The following is a 16,060-nucleotide window of genomic DNA, read 5'->3' on the forward strand; positions in this document are numbered from 1 at the left end:
CGTTCCGTGGCCGTCAGTCTACGACGGGTGGCCGCCGATGGCGCCGGGCCGGGCGGGCCGGGGATCAGCCGCGCGCCCGTTGGGTGACCGCGATGCACACGAGCACCGCCACCGCGGTCAGCGGGGCGGCGACGGGCAGGTGCTCGCCGAGCAGGAACACCGACCAGACCAGGGTCAGCAGCGGTTGGGCGAGCTGGAGCTGGCTCGCCTTGGGGACGCCGATGGCCGCCATGCCCCGGTACCAGACGACCAGGCCGAGGAACTGCGAGCCGATCGCGGAGTAGAGCAGGCCCGCCGTGCTGTGCCCGGTGAGCTGGAACGACTCGTGCTGGAGGGCGACCGCCGCGCCCACGGCGTTGAGCGGCAGGCACAGCACCAGACCCCAGCCGATGACCTGCCAGCCCGGCATCTCGCGGGCCAGCCGGCCGCCCTCGGTGTAGCCGGCCGCACAGATCAGCAGCGCGCCGAAGAGGTAGAGGTCGGCGGCGGACAGCGCGCCGCCGCTCTGCTGCACGGTGAACGCGATGACCGCGGCGGCCCCGGCGAGCGCCGCCGTCCAGAACGCGCGTGAGGGGCGCGCCCCGGTGCGCAGCGCCGACAGGACGGCGGTGGTCAGCGGGAGCAGGCCGACGACCACGGCCGCGTGCGCGGTGGTGGAGGTCTGCAGGGCGAGCGTGGTCAGCAGCGGGAAGCCGACGACGACACCGGCGCCGACCACCGCGAGCCCCGCCCAGTGCCGGCGGTGCGGCACCGATATGCGCAGCGCGAGCAGGCAGCCGCCCGCGATGAGGGCGCTGAGCGCGCCGCGCAGCGTCACCAGGCTCCAGGCACCGAAGCCCTCCAGGCCCCAGGCGGTGGCGGGGAAGGTGAGCGAGAAGGCGGTGACGCCGAGGGCGGCCAGCACGGTACCGAGGCGGCGGGAGCCATGGGCGCCGTGCGGAGTGCCTGTCGTCGTGGGGGTCGCCACGGCCGTGGGGCTTTTGGCGACCGCTATCCGCCTCGGGCGAGTAGCGCTATCCTGTGCTGTCATGCATGACGGTAGCAGTGTGGGCGAATTGGCGAAACAGCTGCGGGGCGAGCTTGACCGCTACTCGCCAGGAGGAAAGCTGCCATCGAGCCGGGCGCTCATCGAGCGGTTCCGGGTTAGCCCGGTGACCGTGTCGCGGGCCCTGGCGCAGCTGGCTGCCGAAGGGCTCGTCGTCACCCGCCCCGGCGCCGGCGTCTTCCGCGCCGAGCGCCCGGCGCCCGCCGCGCCCGCCGGGGACACCTCGTGGCAGGAGGTGTCCCTGAGCGCCGACGCGGCGGCCGAACTGGTGCCGCGCGCAGTCGACGCGTCCGGCGTCCTCGCCACGCTCGCCGCGCCGCCGCCGGGCGTCATCGAGTTCAACGGCGGCTACCTCGACCCCGCGCTGCAGCCCGAACGCGCGATGGCGGCGGCGCTCGCCCGGGCGGGGCGCCGCCCCGGCGCGTGGGGGCGGCCCCCGGTCGACGGCCTGCCGGAGCTGCGGGAGTGGTTCGCGCGCGGACTGGGCGGGGCGCTGACGGCCGCCGAGGTGCTGATCACGGCCGGCGGGCAGAGCGCGCTGACGACGGCGCTGCGGGCGCTCGCCCCGCCGGGGGCGCCGGTGCTCGTCGAGTCGCCCACCTACCCCGGCATGCTGGCCATCGCCCGCGCCGCGGGCATGCGGCCCGTGCCCGTCCCCGTCGACACGGACGGGGTGCGCCCCCAGCTCCTCCAGGCGGCGTTCCGCGCCACGGGCGCCCGGGTCTTCGTCTGCCAGCCGCTGTTCCAGAACCCCACCGGAGCGGTGCTGTCCGCCGAGCGCCGCCCCGAGGTGCTGCGGATCGCCCGCGAGGCGGGGGCCTTCGTCATCGAGGACGACTTCGTGCGCCGCCTCGTCCACGAGGACGCCGGACCGCTGCCGCGCCCGCTGTGCGCCGACGACCAGGACGGCGTGGTCGTCCACGTCTGCTCGCTCACCAAGGCCACCTCGCCGAGCTTTCGCGTGAGCGCCCTCGCGGCGCGCGGACCGGTCCTCGAACGGCTCCGCGCCATCCAGGTCGTCGACCACTTCTTCGTGCCGAGGCCGCTCCAGGAGGCCGCGCTCGAACTGGTCGGCTCCCCGGCCTGGCCGCGCCATCTGCGGGCCGTCTCGGGCGAGTTGAAGGTGCGCAGGGACGCGCTGGCCGCGGCGCTGCGGCTGCGGCTGCCCGAGGTCGCCATGCCGCACATCCCCGCGGGCGGCTACAACCTGTGGGTGCGGCTGCCCGACGGCACGGACGAGGCGGCGCTGGCCGCCGCCGCCCTGCGCGCGGGCGTCGCCGTGGCCCCCGGCCGCCCGTACTTCGCGGCGGAGCCCCCGGCGGCATACGTCCGGCTGAGCTTCGCGGCGGTCGCGGGGGTGGGGGAGATCGGCGAGGGGGTGCGCCGGCTCCGCGAGGCCTGCGACGAAGTGTGGGGCTGACCGGGCACCCCCCGTCCCACCAGGCGAAACACGCTCGACTTCGCGCGGGCGCTGCTGTCAGGGTCGGGGGATGAACGACAGTGTCACGCTCCACGGGGAGTACGAGATCTCGGCCGATCCCGCCCGCGTCGACGCGGCCCGCGTCCACGCGTGGCTGTCCACGGACGCGTACTGGGCCCTCGGCCGCACCCGCGCCAAGCAGGACGCGGCGATGGCGGGGTCGCTGAACTTCGGCGCGTACGACGCGGTCACCGGCGAGCAGGCCGCCTACGCCCGGGTGGTGACCGACCGGGCCACCTTCGCCTGGCTCTGCGACGTGTACGTCTCCCCGGCCGCGCGCGGCAAGGGCCTCGGCACCGCGCTCGTCGACGCGGTCCGCGCGCACCTGGAGCCCTTCGGCCTGCGCCGGGTGCTCCTCGCCACGGCCGACGCGCACGGGGTCTACGAGAAGGTGGGCTTCAAGGCGCTGGAGACTCCCCAGAAGTGGATGGCGCTGGGCGAGCAGTGATCCGGCGTGGGTCCGCCTCGGATCGCGCCCGGATACGTACGTAGTCCGTGACGAGCAGCAGGTCCTTGGCGGGGCCGCCCACCCGCCACCGGGTGCGCCAGCGGTCCGCGTCGTACACCTCGAACACACCGCGATAGAGATCCGCGGCGCAGGGGTGCTCCGCCATGTGGTGGCCCGAGCGCAGGTCCAGGTCGTGGAAGAAGCGCCCGTCGGCGAACTCCACCCGGGCCGTGCCCGGGACCTCGCCGGGCAGGAAGCGCAGGGTGCGCTCGGCGGGGCGCGCGGTGCCGCGCCAGGTGAAGACGCCCGACTCGTGGTGCAGCAGCCCGCCGCCGTCCGGGGCGGGCAGCGGCGTGAAGCGCGTCGTACCGGTGAAGCGGCCCTCGGACCCGGCGGCGAGATCACGGACCGCGCGGGTCACCCGCCACTCGCCCGCGAGATGGGCCAGCGCCTCGGGGACGGGGTGGTGGAGGGCCATACCGGCAGGTTAGCCGCTACTTGTCGACGACCGACATGCTGCGCTCGTCGTACCGGGTGCCCGCGACCCTGCCCTCGGGCACCGCCGCGTCGATCGCCGCGAGGTCCTCGGCGGACAGCTCGATCGTGGCGGCCGCGACGTTCTCCTCCAGGTACTTCTCGCGCCGCGTGCCCGGGATCGGCACCACGTCGTCGCCGCGGTGCTGCACCCAGGCGAGCGCGAGCTGCCCGGCGGTGACGCCCTTCTCGGCGGCGAGCGCGTTCAGGGCGTCGACGATGGCCAGGTTCCGCTCCAAATTGCCGTCGGCGAAGCGGGGCTGGCTGCGCCGCAGATCGTCCTCGGGGAGCGCGTCGAGCGAGGTGTAGCGGCCGGTGAGGAAGCCGCGGCCGAGCGGGGAGAACGGCACGAGGCCGATGCCCAGCTCCCGGCAGACCGGTGCGATCTCCGCCTCCAGGTCCCGGGTCCACAGCGACCACTCGCTCTGCAGCGCGGCGATCGGATGCACGGCGTGCGCCCGGCGGATCGTGCGCGCGCTGGCCTCGGAGAGCCCGATGTGGCGCACCTTGCCCGCCTCGACCAGCTCGGCGAGCGCGCCGACGGTCTCCTCGATCGGCACGGTCTTGTCCACCCGGTGCACGTAGTACAGGTCGATGTGGTCGACGCCGAGGCGGCGCAGCGAGGCGTCACAGGCCTCGCGCACGTAGGCGGCGTCGCCCCGTATCCGCAGCGGGTCGCCGAGGCGGTTGGCGAAGCCGAACTTCGTGGCGAGGACGGCCTGTTCGCGACGCGGGCCGGCGAGGGCGCGGCCGATCAGCTCCTCGTTGTGGCCGCTGCCGTAGAAGTCGGAGGTGTCGAGCAGGGTGACGCCGAGGTCGAGGGCGCGGTGGATCGTCGCGATCGACTGGGTGTCGTCCGCGGCGCCGTAGGCGTGGCTCATCCCCATGCACCCCAGCCCCTGGGCCGAGACGGTCAGCGCGCCGAGGCGGCGGGTGGGAAGGCCGGTCATGGTGGTACCTCCTGGCTGGTGCTCGGTGGTCGGCTCGACCTTAGGAGTTGGAGCGGACTCCAGGTCAAGCGGCGGTGTCGGGAGAACCACCGGCCCGTCCTGGTGCTGGCCCCAGGAAAGATCGTCCCGCTGGCCCGATGGTGGGGCGGCGCCGGGATTTCTACCGTGGTGATCACCCCTCCGGCCCCCGTCCGCAGCGACGGACACCGAACCAAGGAGCACGATGCGCCTCGCGTCAGCAGCCACCGCGGGCCTGGGCCTCGCCGGTCTCCTCGCGAGCGAAGTGGCCGCAACCGCCGCCCCGTTACCACCCGAGAAGGTCCGCGACACGCCGAGTTGGGACGACGGCCTCACGCCCGTCCCCTGCGCCGACCTGGCCGTCAACACCTACCTGCGCGACGGGCAGCTGCCCGCCGCGGACCTCACCTGCCCGAAGCCGGAGACACGCTCATGACCGAGATCAGCAGGCGCACCGAAACGGGGATCAACAGGCGCGCCGGAACGCGTATCAGCCGGCGCACCGGACTCACGGCCGCCGCGGCGGCACTGCTCACGGGGGCGGTGGCCCCGGCCGCCTCCGCATCCACCGCCGCGCCCCGGCGCGGGCACGGCCTCCAGCGCGGCGTCGACGCCGTCCTCGCCACCGGCGTGAGCGGTGTCCTCGCCGAGGTGCGGGGCCCCCACGGCCGCACGGCCGCCCGCGCGGGCGTCGCCGACCTCGCGGCGAAGGACCCCGTGCCCTGGAACGCGTACTACCGCATCGGCAGCGACACCAAGACGTACACGGCCGCCGTCGTCCTCCAGCTCGTCGGCGAGGGACGGCTCAAGCTCACCGACACCGTCGAGCACCGGCTGCCCGGGTTGATCCGCGGCCACGGCAACGACGGGCGCCGCATCACCGTCACCAACCTGCTGCGCCAGACCAGCGGCCTGAACGACTACATCGCCCTCGGGGCCGACCCGGGCGACCTCACCCCGGAGGCCTACCGCGCCCACCGCTTCCACTCGCAGACCCCCGAGGAGCAGGTGACGGCGGCCCTCGGCGAGCCGCCGCGCTGGCTTCCCGACGCCGACGACCCGGCGGGGGAGCGGCGCTGGGGGTACTCCAACACGAACTACGTCGTCGCCGGACTGCTCATCGAGGCCGTCACCGGACACCCCTGGGCCCAGGAGATCCACGAGCGGATCATCGAACCGCTGGGCCTGCGCCACACCCTCGCCCCCGGGACCTCGCCGTACGTGCCCGGCCCGACGGCCACCGGCTACACGTACTTCCCCCACGGCACCGGGCCGATCGACACCACCCTCGGCTTCGGCGGCGGGGCGGACGGCTGCCTCATCTCCACGGTCCGCGACCACGGAACGTTCCTGCGCGCCCTGTTCGGCGGGCGGCTGCTGCGACCCGCGCAGCTCACGGCGATGAAGCGGACGGTTCCCGTGCGGGACTGGATACCGGCCGACGGCGTCCGCTACGGCCTCGGCGTGGCCTGGCGGCCGGTGGCCGGCCTGCGGGACGGCATCTGGTTCCACGGCGGGACCAGCCTGGGCTGCGTCTCCGAGGGCGGCGTGACCCCGGACGGCGCCACGGCCGTCACCAGCGCCGCCTTCACGCTGCGGCTGGACAGCGAGGAGAGCCACCAGACGCAGGCAAAGGCGACGCTGCGCATGGTGGACGCGGCGCTGCGGGACGCGACGAACGCAGGCCGATGAGGAGGGCCGGTGCCGGTTCGCCCCACAGCGCGGCCCGTACGCGCCGGCCCGCCCGCCGAGACGCGTCGGCTTGACCGGCACCCGGCCGGGAGTGGCCGCGCCCCGCGAGAGGGCGTCACCTCCAGGTCCTTCGGCGCCGCGCACACCGGCAGTGGCCGGATACAGGCAGGGGCCGCCGTCACCGCGAGGGGGCGTCCGCCGTCGGCCGGGGTGATGGCGCCGCCTCCGGGGAGACACCGGCCCGTGGGTCGGCCCGCCGCGGCAGCCTCGTCGCCGCCACCGCGCCGAGCGCCGCGACGGCCGCGAAAACCGTCAGGGTCGGGCCCATCGCGGAGAGGAAGGCGCCGTCCGTCCAGTGCGGCCCCCTGCCCCCGGGGTGTGCGGCCGGGGCGGCGAGGGCGGTCATCAGCGTGGTCGCCGCGGCGATGCCCAGCGTGGGGCCGATGTTCATCGCGGTCTGCTGGAGACCGCCCGCCACCCCCGCCTCGGCGACCGGGGCGTGCCGTACGACGACGGCCGTCGCGGCGACCATCACCGTGCCGAACCCCGTGCCGATCAGCAGGAAGGCGCCAGCGGTCGCCGGCGGGCCCGACGCCTGGTCCAGGCGGGACAGGGCGAGGACACCGAGGGCGAGCAGCGCCATCGCGGCCGTGATCGTGTGCCGGGGGCCGTACCGCCGCAGCAGTACCGCCGCGAGCGGCGCGCTCACCACCATCATCAGCGCGAGCGGCAGCGCCCGCAGCGCGCTGTGCAGCGGAGTCAGCGCCAGCACGTCCTGAAGGAAGTACGTCGCCACGAACAGCGCCCCGAACATCGCCGCCGAGGCCGCCACCAGAATCCCCAGGGCGGGCCCGATGGCGGCCGACGCGACAAGGCGGGGCGGCACCAGCGGGCTCGCCGCCCGGCGCTCGTGCCGCAGGAACGCGGCCCCGGTGACCGCGGCCGCGCCGCAGCCCAGCGCGGTCGCCGTCGTCCAGCCGGTCCCCGGGACGCCGACCAGCGTGTGCACGAGGCAGGCCAGCGTCACCGCGAGCAGCGCGGCGCCGGGCACGTCGAGGCGCGGTGCGGGCCCCTCGCGGGGCGGCGCGGGCACCCGTATCGCCCAGGCCAGTGCGCCGATGACCAATGCCGGTACGACGCCGAGGAAGAACACCGAGCGCCAGCCCAGCCGGGTGGCGAGCGCCCCGCCCAGCACCGGTCCGGCCGCCGCCGCGAATCCGATGGCGCTCGTGCGCACCGCGATCGGCATCCCGAGCCGCTCCGGCGGGTACGCCGCCCGCAGCATCCCGAGCGTGGCGGGCTGGAGCAGCGCGCCGCAGACGCCCTGGGCCACACGCAGCCCGATCACCCAGCCGACGCCGGACGCGAGGCCGATCCCCGCCGACGCGAGCGCGAAGCCGAGGGTCCCGACGGCGAAGACCCGCCGGTGCCCGTACCGGTCGCCGAGGCGCCCCGCGAAGACCAGCAGACTCGCGACGGCGATCAGATACCCGGTGCTCGTCCACTGCACCTGGGCGAAGGAGGCGCCCAGATCGCGCTGGAGGGCGGGCTGGACGACGGTCAGCACCGTGCCGTCCAGGGCGACGAGCATCGCGCCGAGCACACTGCACGCGAGGGTCAGGTTCCGCTGCACCCCGGGGCCCGCGCTCATGCCGGCCCCGGACCGAGGTGCGCGTCGAGCGCGGCCGCGATCAGGGGCTCCACGTCCGCCGCCCCCGTGGCGAGCCGCAGGCTGCCCCATCCCCACAGCTGCGCGATGCCGTGCAGGTTCGCCCACAGCGCGCCCGCGACGACCCGGGCCCCCGCGCCGGACGCCGGACCGGCCTCGGCGACCAGTCCGACCAGCACGTCGAAGAGCGGCAGGCTGGTCTCGCGCAGCCCGAGCCCGTCGCTCTCCAGCAGGTCGTGGCGGAACATCAGCTCGAACATGCCGGGGTGCTCCGCCGCGAAGCCGAGGTAGGCGCGGCTCAGTGCCGTCAGCCGCGTACGGGCGTCCCCCTCGGCGGCGGCCCCGGCCACGCGCTCGGCCAGCTCGGCGTAGCCCCGCCGCGCGATGGCGGACAGCAGCGCCACATGCGTGGGGAAGTGGCGCCGGGGAGCGCCGTGCGAGACCCCCGCCCTGCGGGCGATCTCCCGCAGGGTCAGCGCCTGCACCCCCTCCGCCGCCAGAAGTCCGACGCCGGCGTCCACCAGCCGGGCGCGCAGCCCGGCGTCCTGCTCGCCCGTAGGCGCTCCCTCGCTCATAGACAGTGTCTACTACATTACGTAGACACTGTCTACGGACTGCGGGATGCCCAGGGCCCTGTCCTTCGCGGGGGAGGTACGAGGTATCTTGATGTCGAGAAATGTTGCAGACGCGGAGCGGAGCACCCGGTGACTGACTCGACCATCATCTACACCCACACTGACGAGGCCCCGGCCCTGGCGACCCATTCCTTCTTGCCGGTCGTCCAGGCCTACGCCTCGACCGCGGGCGTCAGCGTGGAGACCCGCGACATCTCGCTCGCGGGCCGGATCATCGCGAGCTTCCCCGAGCGTCTGGAGGAGGGCCAGCGCATCAACGACGCCCTCGCCGAGCTCGGCGAGCTCGCCAAGACGCCCGGGGCGAACATCATCAAGCTGCCCAACATCTCTGCCTCGATCCCGCAGCTGAAGGCCGCGATCGCCGAGCTGCAGGGCCAGGGCTACGCGCTCCCCGACTACCCGGACGACCCGAAGACCGACGAGGAGCGCGACATCCGCGCCCGTTACGACAAGGTCAAGGGCAGCGCCGTCAACCCGGTCCTGCGCGAGGGCAACTCCGACCGCCGCGCCCCCGCGTCGGTCAAGAACTACGCCAAGGCCCACCCGCACCGCATGGGCGCCTGGTCGTCCGAGTCGAAGACGAACGTCGCCACCATGGGCGAGAACGACTTCCGCTCCACCGAGAAGTCCGCGGTGATCACCGAGGCCGGCGCGCTGCGCATCGAGCTGACCGGCGACGACGGCTCCACCACCGTCCTGCGCGAGTCCGTACCGGTCCTGCCGGGCGAGGTCGTCGACGCCTCCGTCATGCGCGTCGCCGCACTGCGCGAGTTCCTCAAGCAGCAGGTCGCCCGCGCCAAGTCCCAGGGCGTCCTGTTCTCCGTGCACCTCAAGGCCACGATGATGAAGGTCTCCGACCCGATCGTCTTCGGCCACGTGGTCCGCGCCTTCTTCCCGAAGACCTTCGCCGCGTACGGCGAGACCCTGGCCGCCGCCGGTCTGACCCCGAACGACGGCCTGGGCGGCATCTTCAAGGGCCTGGAGTCCCTCCCCGAGGGCGACAAGATCAAGGCGTCCTTCGAGGCCGAGCTGGCCGAGGGCCCGGAGCTGGCCATGGTCGACTCCGACAAGGGCATCACCAACCTGCACGTCCCGAGCGACGTCATCGTCGACGCCTCCATGCCGGCGATGATCCGCACCTCCGGCCACATGTGGGGCCCGGACGGCGAGGAGCAGGACACCCTCGCCGTGCTCCCCGACAGCAGCTACGCCGGCATCTACCAGGTCGTCATCGACGACTGCCGCGCCAACGGCGCCTTCGACCCCGCGACCATGGGCTCCGTCCCGAACGTCGGTCTGATGGCGCAGAAGGCCGAGGAGTACGGCAGCCACGACAAGACGTTCGAGGTGCAGACCACCGGCACCGTGCGCGTCCTCGACGGCGCGGGCAAGGTCGTCCTGGAGCAGGCCGTCTCCGCCGGCGACATCTTCCGCATGTGCCAGACCAAGGACGCCCCGATCCAGGACTGGGTCAAGCTCGCCGTCACCCGCGCCCGCGCCACCGGCAGCCCCGCCGTGTTCTGGCTGGACGAGACCCGCGCCCACGACGCCGTGCTCATCGGCAAGGTCCGCCAGTACCTCGCCGACCACGACACCGCGGGCCTGGACATCCGGATCATGTCGCCGGTCGAGGCCACCGCGTTCTCCCTGGAGCGCATCCGCCGCGGCGAGGACACCATCTCCGTCACCGGCAACGTCCTGCGCGACTACCTCACCGACCTGTTCCCGATCCTGGAGCTGGGCACCAGCGCCAAGATGCTCTCGGTCGTCCCGCTGATGAACGGCGGCGGCCTCTTCGAGACCGGCGCCGGCGGCTCCGCCCCCAAGCACGTCCAGCAGCTCGTCAAGGAGAACTACCTGCGCTGGGACAGCCTGGGCGAGTTCCTCGCCCTCGCGGTCAGCTTCGAGCACCTGGCCACCACCACGGGCAACGCCCGCGCGCAGATCCTCGCCGACACCCTGGACCGCGCCACGGCCACGTTCCTGGAGAACGACAAGTCGCCGAGCCGCCGCCTCGGTGGCATCGACAACCGCGGCAGCCACTTCTACCTCGCCCTGTACTGGGCGCAGGAGCTGGCCAAGCAGACCGAGGACGCGCAGCTCGCCGAGGCGTTCGCGGCGCTGGCCAAGACGCTGGCCGAGCAGGAGCGGACCATCGTCGACGAGCTGATCGCGGTGCAGGGCTCGCCGGCCGACATCGGCGGCTACTACCAGCCGGACGCCGCCAAGGCCGCCGCGGTCATGCGCCCGTCCGAGACGCTCAACCAGGCGCTGGCGATCCTGGGCTGACGCCCGGCACGCAGTCGCGAAAGGGCCTCCCGCGCAGTGGCGGGAGGCCCTTTCCGCGTGCTCGCCGTCTTTCCCGTGCTCGCCGCCGACTACGACCAACGCCGACTACGACCAACGCCGAGTACGACCGGCGACGACTACGACCGCCGCCGACTACGACCGGCGGCGGGGCTTGCCGCGCTTGGCGGCCGGCTTGGCGCCCTTCGACGGCCGGGCGGGCGCCCCGCGGCGGCCCTTCTCGCCCGCCTTCGCCTTGGCCGCGCCGGCTTTGGGGGCGGCCTTGGCCTGCGGCTTGTCCTTGGCGGAGGTCTGCGTGCGGCCCCGCGAACTGTTCACCGTGCGGCCGCGGACGATCCCGATGAAGTCCTCCACCAGGTCCGTCGTCTCCGCCTCCGGCCACGACAGGGCGACGCGGGACTCGGGGGCGTCCGTCACGGGCCGGTAGGTGAGGTCCTTGCGGTGGTGCAGCCGGGCCAGGGACTGGGGGACCAGGAGGACGCCGATGCCCGCGGCGACCAGCTCGATCGCGTCCTCGGTGGTGGCCGGGCGCTCCAGGGCGGGCAGCCCCGGGCGCCACTCCCACTCCAGCGTCTCGTCGAGCGGGTGCAGCACGACCTCCCCGGCCAGATCCTCGCGGGACACCTCTTCCACGGCCGTCACCACGTGGTCCCTGGGGACCACGACGACCGTCGTCTCGGTGTAGAGGGGGATGGCGCTGAGATCCGTACGGTCGATCGGCAGCCGGACGAATCCGGCGTCGGCGCCGCCCGTGCGCAGCACGTCAGGTGCTTCGGCGGCGGAGACCTGGAGAAGGGTCAGCGGGACGTCGGGCAGCCGCTCGTTCCAGATACGCACCCACTTGGCGGGTGTCACCCCCGGGACGTAGGCGAGCCGGAACGAAGGGGTTACTTCCGAGCCTGTCACCTCGCCAGGCTACCCGGCGTGGTCGGGAGTAGCGCACATGCTCGATACCCTTGACCCATGACGTCGCACCAGACCACCCAGACCATGAAGCCCGCGACCGCGGCGAAGAAGCTGGGTGTGTACCTCCAGGCCACGCCCGCCGAGTTCCAGGAGGGTGTCGTCTCGCGCAGCGAGCTGAACGCGCTGCAGGCCGACCCGCCCGAGTGGCTCCAGGAACTGCGGCGCACCGGCCCGCACCCCCGACCCGTGGTCGCCGCCAAGCTCGGCGTCTCCATCGCGGGCCTCGCCCGCGGCGGGATCACCGAGCCCCTCACCACCGAGCAGATCGACGCGCTGAAGGACGAGATGCCCGGCTGGCTGCGCGAGGAGCGCGCCACGCAGGCCGAGGTCCGCAAGGAAGCGGTGCGGATCAAGGAGAAGCGGGAGGAGCAGGCGGCCAAGCGCGCCGCACGCGCCGACGAGGACGCCCGCTCCTAGTCCCGTCGCCAGGCCCTCAGCCCGTCGGCCGCAGGGCCGTCACCAGATCGCGGGGCAGCCCATGGGTGTCGTGGAGGTAGCGGAAGTCCTCCTCGTCCAGCGGGCCCCGGAACCGTGGCCGGGCCAGCACCTGCCGGCCGCGCTCCAGGAGCCGCCGGAAGCGGCGCTCCTCGTCCAGGAGCACCCGGCGCACCTCGCCCGGACCGGCCTCCTGCCGGAACCGGTCCAGGGTGTGCCGGACCAGCTCGTCGGGCAGATCGCCGAGACCGCGCGAGGGATCGTCCCGCCACAGCACGGTCAGCACCCGCCGCACCAGCCGGCGCAGCACGTAGCCGCGTCCGGTGGCGGCCGGGCGCACCCCGTCGCCGATCACCACCACGGCCGAGCGCAGATGGTCGCAGACCACCCGCAGCGACGGCTCGTCCACCGGCCACAGGCCCGGCACGAGCCGCCGCCACGGCTCGAAGACGTCGCACTCGAAGACCGACGTCCGGCCCTGGAGCAGGGCGGCCAGCCGCTCCAGGCCGAGGCCGGTGTCCACGTTGCGCCGGCGCAGCGGCACGAGGGAGCCGTCGGGCAGCCGGCGGTGGCTCATCATCACGTGGTTCCACACCTCGACCCAGCGGGCGTCGCGCGTGGGCGTCGACTCGGGCGGGCCGTCGCCGGTCCACAGGAAGATCTCCGAGTCGGGCCCGCACGGACCGGGTGAGTCGCCGGGCCACCAGTTGTCCTCGACGGTCAGCTCCACCGGCACCCCGCGCGAGTGCCACAGCTCCAGCGAGTCGGTGTCGGGCCCGCTCCGCTCGTCCCCGCCGAAGGCGGTGGCGTGCAGCAGCCCCGGGTCGACCCCGAACCCCTCGGTGAGCAGCCCGTGCCCCCATTCGAGGCTCTGCCGGCCGTCGTAGTCCCCGAGGGACCAGGTGCCGAGCATCTCGAAGACGGTCAGATGCGTGGGGTCGCCGACCTCCTCCAGGTCCGTGGTGCGCAGACACCGCTGTACGTCGACCAGCCGGCGGCCCAGCGGATGCGGGCGCCCCTCCAGATACGGGATCAGCGGATGCATGCCCGAGGTGGTGAACAGGACGGGGTCCCCGGGCGGTGGCAGCAGGGTCGAGCCGGTGATCCGGCGGTGCCCGCGCTCCTCGTAGTACTCGACGAACGTACGGACGATTCGTTCGGTGTCCATGGCGGTGGTTCCTTCGCGTCGCTGCGGAGAGGCGCCGGGCGACGGCCCGCTGCTGCACCGGAACCGGGACGGGAGGACCACGGGACACCGGCGGGCCGTTTCCGGTCGCCGGTGGGAGAGGAGTACGTCAGGCGGCGGCAACCGGCGAGCTGGTCGCTCGCGCGGTCGCGGTGCGGCTGGTGCCGGTGACGTTCATGCCGCCGAAGATAACGCGCCGAGGTGTGCCGGGGCACACGATTTACCGGGCGGCGCCGAACCACCTGGGCAGGTGGCGCAGCAGCTCCTCCTGCTCCCCGCCGACCCACGCCACGTGGCCGTCGGGCCGCAGCAGCATCGCGGGCACGTCCCCTTCCCCCCACGCGTCCACTTCCTCGCACGCGTCCACGACGTGGTCGACCCGGTCCGCCCAGCCCTCCACCGACAGCCGGCCGGTCCGGTCGAGCAGCAGACCGCGACCGCCGCGCATCAGTTCGTAGAGGCGGCCCTCCTTCAGGTGCACGTCCCGCATCCGCCGGCCGACCAGGTCGTGGTCCGCCGCCGGCCCGCCGAAGTCGTAGCGGATGTCGACCGCGGTGATGAGCCCGGTGACGTACCGGTTCACCTCCTCGAAGTCGAGCAGCTTCCCGAACAGCTCCCGCAGCGCGGTCGCGCCGGGGGAGGTGCCGAGCAGCGTGATCTGGGCCCGCGTGTTGGCCAGCACGGCGGCGCCCACCGGGTGCCGTTCGGCGTGGTAGGTGTCGAGCAGCCCCTCCGGGGCCCAGCCGGCGACCGCGGCGGCCAGCTTCCAGCCGAGGTTGAAGGCGTCCTGCACCCCGAGGTTGAGGCCCTGTCCACCGGTCGGCGGGTGGATGTGCGCCGCGTCGCCGGCCAGCAGCACCCGGCCGACGCGGTAGCGCTCGGCCTGCCGGGTGGCGTCGCCGAACCGGGAGAGCCAGCGCGGCGAGTGCACCCCGAAGTCGGTGCCCGCCGTCGCCCGCAGCTGCCGCTTGAACTCCTCCAGGGTCGGCGCCGCCCGGTCCTCGCTCACCCCGTCGGCGGGCACGACGACGCGGCACACCCCGTCCTCACCGGGCGCGACACCGAACCGCAGCTGGGTCTTGCGGACCTCCGCCACGACGGCGGCGACCTTCGCCGGGTCCTCGGTCATCTCCATGTCGCCGAGCATCGTCTCGACGGTGGCGGGCTCGCCGGGGAAGTCGACCCCGATCAGCTTGCGCACCACGCTGCGCCCGCCGTCGCAGCCGACGACATAGCGGGAGCGCAGCCGGGTGCCGTCCGCCAGCTCGACGCTCACCCCGTCCGCGTCCTGGCTCAGCCCGACGACCTCGCAGCCGCGCCGTAGGTCCGTGCCCAGTTCGCGTGCACGCTCGTGGAGCAGCCGCTCGGTGACCGGTTGCGGGGCGGCGATGCCGTAGGGGTGCGCCGTGTCCAGCTGGTCCGGCCACGGCTTCATCATGCCGCCGAACAACCCGCCGGCCTGGAACTTCTGGCTGGTGGCGAGAAACCGGTCGAGCAGGCCGCGCTGGTCCATCACCTCGACGCTGCGGACGTGCAGGCCCTGCCCCCGGGACTCCTTGGTCGGCTCGGTCAGTCGCTCCAGCACGACCACGCGCACCCCGTGCAACCGCAGCTCGGCGGCCAGCATCAGACCGGTCGGCCCGCCGCCCACCACGATCACGTCCATCGCGTCCATCATCAATGACATCCATCCGACGAGGCTGCGCGAGCCCGTCTTTTCCGCAGGTCATGAGCTTGAGGGAGCATTCTGCGGGACGAACGGGGCCTTGCGGCAAGCCCCCTGGCGCGCTATAAGTTGACAGTGGCGAGAAGCGTGCAAGCTTCCCGCCCTTCTTCTTGTTCCGGCGCCTCGGGCCGTGCGTAGGATCGCCCGTATGGCACTGCGACCCGTACAGGTGAACATCAAGGCCCTCGACGCCCCGGCCGTCGGCCGGTTCTGGGCGCAGGCGCTCGGCTGGCAGGCCTACAGCCCCGGCGTGACGACCTGCGTCGGGCCCGCCGGCGGCCTGGTCTGGCCGGACCCCGATGCCGTCTGCGTCGACGTCGTGCCCGTCCCGGAACCGAAGACGGCGACCAAGAACCGCCTGCACCTCGACCTCGCCACCACCTCCCCGGACCACCAGGCGGAGTTGGTCGCCCGCCTGTGTGCCCTCGGCGCCACACCCGTGGACGTGGGGCAGGGCGATGTGCCGTGGGCGGTCCTCGCCGACCCCGAGGGCAACGAATTGTGCGTACTGGAACCCCGGGAGGTGTACCGGGACACCGGGCCGATCGCCGCGATCGTGGTCGACTGCGCCGATCCGCGGGCCATGGCGCGGTTCTGGGGCGAGGCCATGGACTGGACCGTGCTCGAAGTGGGCGACGACCAGGCGGTGTTGCGCTCCGCCAAGGGGAGCGGCCCGTACCTGGAGTTCCTGCGCACGCCCGGCGCCGGGACGGTGCCGGACCGCGTCCACCTCGACCTGCTGCCCTACCCCGGCGACGACAAGGCGGCGGAGGTGGCCCGGCTGCGGGCCCTCGGCGCCACCGACCTCGATCTCGGCCAGGGCGACGTCCCGTGGACGTGCCTCACCGACCCGGAGGGGCATGAGTTCTGCGTGCTCGCCGTCGAGTGATGGAGGACGGCGACGGGTCAGGGCGAACCCCAGGCCCCTCGTCCGGGTGAATTGTTCGCCTGTGTTCGGTCATTCCCGGG

General features: G+C 73.8%; 15 protein-coding genes. 7 read left to right on the top strand and 8 right to left on the bottom strand.

The genetic code is table 11. The annotated features are described in order from the left end of the window. Positions 1 to 64: 64 nt before the first annotated feature. Entirely contained in the window at positions 65 to 1,030 is a 966-nt protein-coding gene (locus ACZ516_RS25235) for a DMT family transporter (RefSeq protein ID WP_469011727.1), read from the bottom strand. On the opposite strand from ACZ516_RS25235, the gene ACZ516_RS25240 reads away from it, so the two are divergent. Beyond that, complete coding sequence (locus ACZ516_RS25240; protein WP_361078788.1) at positions 1,029 to 2,465, top strand: aminotransferase-like domain-containing protein; 1,437 nt, start codon at positions 1,029 to 1,031, stop codon at positions 2,463 to 2,465. The two genes, ACZ516_RS25235 and ACZ516_RS25240, sit on opposite strands and share 2 nt — an antisense overlap. A 70-nt stretch (positions 2,466 to 2,535) precedes the next feature. Then, a complete protein-coding gene (locus tag ACZ516_RS25245; protein WP_361078785.1) occupies positions 2,536 to 2,973 on the top strand; it encodes a GNAT family N-acetyltransferase in 438 nt (145 codons plus the stop codon). Here ACZ516_RS25245 and ACZ516_RS25250 read toward each other — a convergent pair. Together ACZ516_RS25250 and ACZ516_RS25255 are read right to left on the bottom strand one after the other, a co-directional pair. Beyond that, a complete protein-coding gene (locus tag ACZ516_RS25250) occupies positions 2,924 to 3,451 on the bottom strand; it encodes a DUF6314 family protein (RefSeq protein ID WP_361078782.1) in 528 nt (175 codons plus the stop codon). The genes ACZ516_RS25245 and ACZ516_RS25250 overlap by 50 nt on opposite strands. A 16-nt stretch (positions 3,452 to 3,467) precedes the next feature. Continuing rightward, positions 3,468 to 4,457, bottom strand: coding sequence for an aldo/keto reductase (locus ACZ516_RS25255; protein WP_361078779.1), 990 nt, complete (start codon positions 4,455 to 4,457; stop codon positions 3,468 to 3,470). A 223-nt stretch (positions 4,458 to 4,680) separates the two neighbouring features. On the opposite strand from ACZ516_RS25255, the gene ACZ516_RS25260 reads away from it, so the two are divergent. Together ACZ516_RS25260 and ACZ516_RS25265 are read left to right on the top strand one after the other, a co-directional pair. Next, the gene (locus ACZ516_RS25260) at positions 4,681 to 4,911 is read left to right on the top strand and encodes a hypothetical protein (RefSeq protein ID WP_361078776.1); all 231 of its coding nucleotides are present in this window, start codon (positions 4,681 to 4,683) and stop codon (positions 4,909 to 4,911) included. Then, the gene (locus ACZ516_RS25265) at positions 4,908 to 6,167 is read left to right on the top strand and encodes a serine hydrolase domain-containing protein (RefSeq protein WP_469011728.1); all 1,260 of its coding nucleotides are present in this window, start codon (positions 4,908 to 4,910) and stop codon (positions 6,165 to 6,167) included. Before ACZ516_RS25260 ends, ACZ516_RS25265 begins: the two co-directional genes overlap by 4 nt. Before the next feature lie 178 nt (positions 6,168 to 6,345). Here the strand turns inward: ACZ516_RS25265 and ACZ516_RS25270 are convergent, their stop codons facing one another. Next, positions 6,346 to 7,818, bottom strand: coding sequence for an MFS transporter (locus tag ACZ516_RS25270; protein ID WP_469011729.1), 1,473 nt, complete (start codon positions 7,816 to 7,818; stop codon positions 6,346 to 6,348). Further along, complete coding sequence (locus ACZ516_RS25275; protein ID WP_469011730.1) at positions 7,815 to 8,411, bottom strand: TetR/AcrR family transcriptional regulator; 597 nt, start codon at positions 8,409 to 8,411, stop codon at positions 7,815 to 7,817. The genes ACZ516_RS25270 and ACZ516_RS25275 overlap by 4 nt, the downstream gene beginning before the upstream one ends. A 129-nt stretch (positions 8,412 to 8,540) precedes the next feature. On the opposite strand from ACZ516_RS25275, the gene ACZ516_RS25280 reads away from it, so the two are divergent. Further along, positions 8,541 to 10,760: an NADP-dependent isocitrate dehydrogenase gene (locus tag ACZ516_RS25280; RefSeq protein WP_358577764.1), complete on the top strand. Its 2,220-nt coding sequence runs from the start codon at positions 8,541 to 8,543 to the stop codon at positions 10,758 to 10,760. A gap of 153 nt (positions 10,761 to 10,913) precedes the next feature. Here the strand turns inward: ACZ516_RS25280 and ACZ516_RS25285 are convergent, their stop codons facing one another. Further along, positions 10,914 to 11,684: a LysR substrate-binding domain-containing protein gene (locus tag ACZ516_RS25285; protein WP_469011731.1), complete on the bottom strand. Its 771-nt coding sequence runs from the start codon at positions 11,682 to 11,684 to the stop codon at positions 10,914 to 10,916. A gap of 57 nt (positions 11,685 to 11,741) precedes the next feature. Between ACZ516_RS25285 and ACZ516_RS25290 the strand changes: the two genes are divergently transcribed. Beyond that, a complete protein-coding gene (locus tag ACZ516_RS25290; protein ID WP_358577770.1) occupies positions 11,742 to 12,161 on the top strand; it encodes a DUF5997 family protein in 420 nt (139 codons plus the stop codon). A gap of 16 nt (positions 12,162 to 12,177) precedes the next feature. Here ACZ516_RS25290 and ACZ516_RS25295 read toward each other — a convergent pair whose 3' ends face one another. Then, on the bottom strand, positions 12,178 to 13,347 hold the full coding sequence (locus tag ACZ516_RS25295; RefSeq protein WP_469011732.1) for an alanine--tRNA ligase-related protein: 1,170 nt from the start codon (positions 13,345 to 13,347) through the stop codon (positions 12,178 to 12,180). A 238-nt stretch (positions 13,348 to 13,585) separates the two neighbouring features. Further along, entirely contained in the window at positions 13,586 to 15,040 is a 1,455-nt protein-coding gene (rox, locus tag ACZ516_RS25300) for a rifampin monooxygenase (RefSeq protein ID WP_469011841.1), read from the bottom strand. A 199-nt stretch (positions 15,041 to 15,239) separates the two neighbouring features. Between rox and ACZ516_RS25305 the strand changes: the two genes are divergently transcribed. Next, complete coding sequence (locus ACZ516_RS25305; RefSeq protein WP_469011733.1) at positions 15,240 to 15,980, top strand: VOC family protein; 741 nt, start codon at positions 15,240 to 15,242, stop codon at positions 15,978 to 15,980. Positions 15,981 to 16,060: the final 80 nt, after the last annotated feature.

Source organism: Streptomyces sp. NPDC034037, assembly GCF_055575715.1.

What these genes read in the sequence shown, in the direction of transcription:
- ACZ516_RS25240 (WP_361078788.1), top strand. Translation starts at nt 1,029, where the DNA reads ATGCATGACGGTAGCAGTGTGGGCGAATTGGCGAAACAGCTGCGGGGC.
- ACZ516_RS25235 (WP_469011727.1), bottom strand. Translation starts at nt 1,030, where the DNA reads ATGACAGCACAGGATAGCGCTACTCGCCCGAGGCGGATAGCGGTCGCC.
- ACZ516_RS25245 (WP_361078785.1), top strand. Translation starts at nt 2,536, where the DNA reads ATGAACGACAGTGTCACGCTCCACGGGGAGTACGAGATCTCGGCCGAT.
- ACZ516_RS25250 (WP_361078782.1), bottom strand. Translation starts at nt 3,451, where the DNA reads ATGGCCCTCCACCACCCCGTCCCCGAGGCGCTGGCCCATCTCGCGGGC.
- ACZ516_RS25255 (WP_361078779.1), bottom strand. Translation starts at nt 4,457, where the DNA reads ATGACCGGCCTTCCCACCCGCCGCCTCGGCGCGCTGACCGTCTCGGCC.
- ACZ516_RS25260 (WP_361078776.1), top strand. Translation starts at nt 4,681, where the DNA reads ATGCGCCTCGCGTCAGCAGCCACCGCGGGCCTGGGCCTCGCCGGTCTC.
- ACZ516_RS25265 (WP_469011728.1), top strand. Translation starts at nt 4,908, where the DNA reads ATGACCGAGATCAGCAGGCGCACCGAAACGGGGATCAACAGGCGCGCC.
- ACZ516_RS25270 (WP_469011729.1), bottom strand. Translation starts at nt 7,818, where the DNA reads ATGAGCGCGGGCCCCGGGGTGCAGCGGAACCTGACCCTCGCGTGCAGT.
- ACZ516_RS25275 (WP_469011730.1), bottom strand. Translation starts at nt 8,411, where the DNA reads ATGAGCGAGGGAGCGCCTACGGGCGAGCAGGACGCCGGGCTGCGCGCC.
- ACZ516_RS25290 (WP_358577770.1), top strand. Translation starts at nt 11,742, where the DNA reads ATGACGTCGCACCAGACCACCCAGACCATGAAGCCCGCGACCGCGGCG.
- ACZ516_RS25295 (WP_469011732.1), bottom strand. Translation starts at nt 13,347, where the DNA reads ATGGACACCGAACGAATCGTCCGTACGTTCGTCGAGTACTACGAGGAG.
- rox (WP_469011841.1), bottom strand. Translation starts at nt 15,040, where the DNA reads ATGGACGCGATGGACGTGATCGTGGTGGGCGGCGGGCCGACCGGTCTG.
- ACZ516_RS25305 (WP_469011733.1), top strand. Translation starts at nt 15,240, where the DNA reads ATGGCACTGCGACCCGTACAGGTGAACATCAAGGCCCTCGACGCCCCG.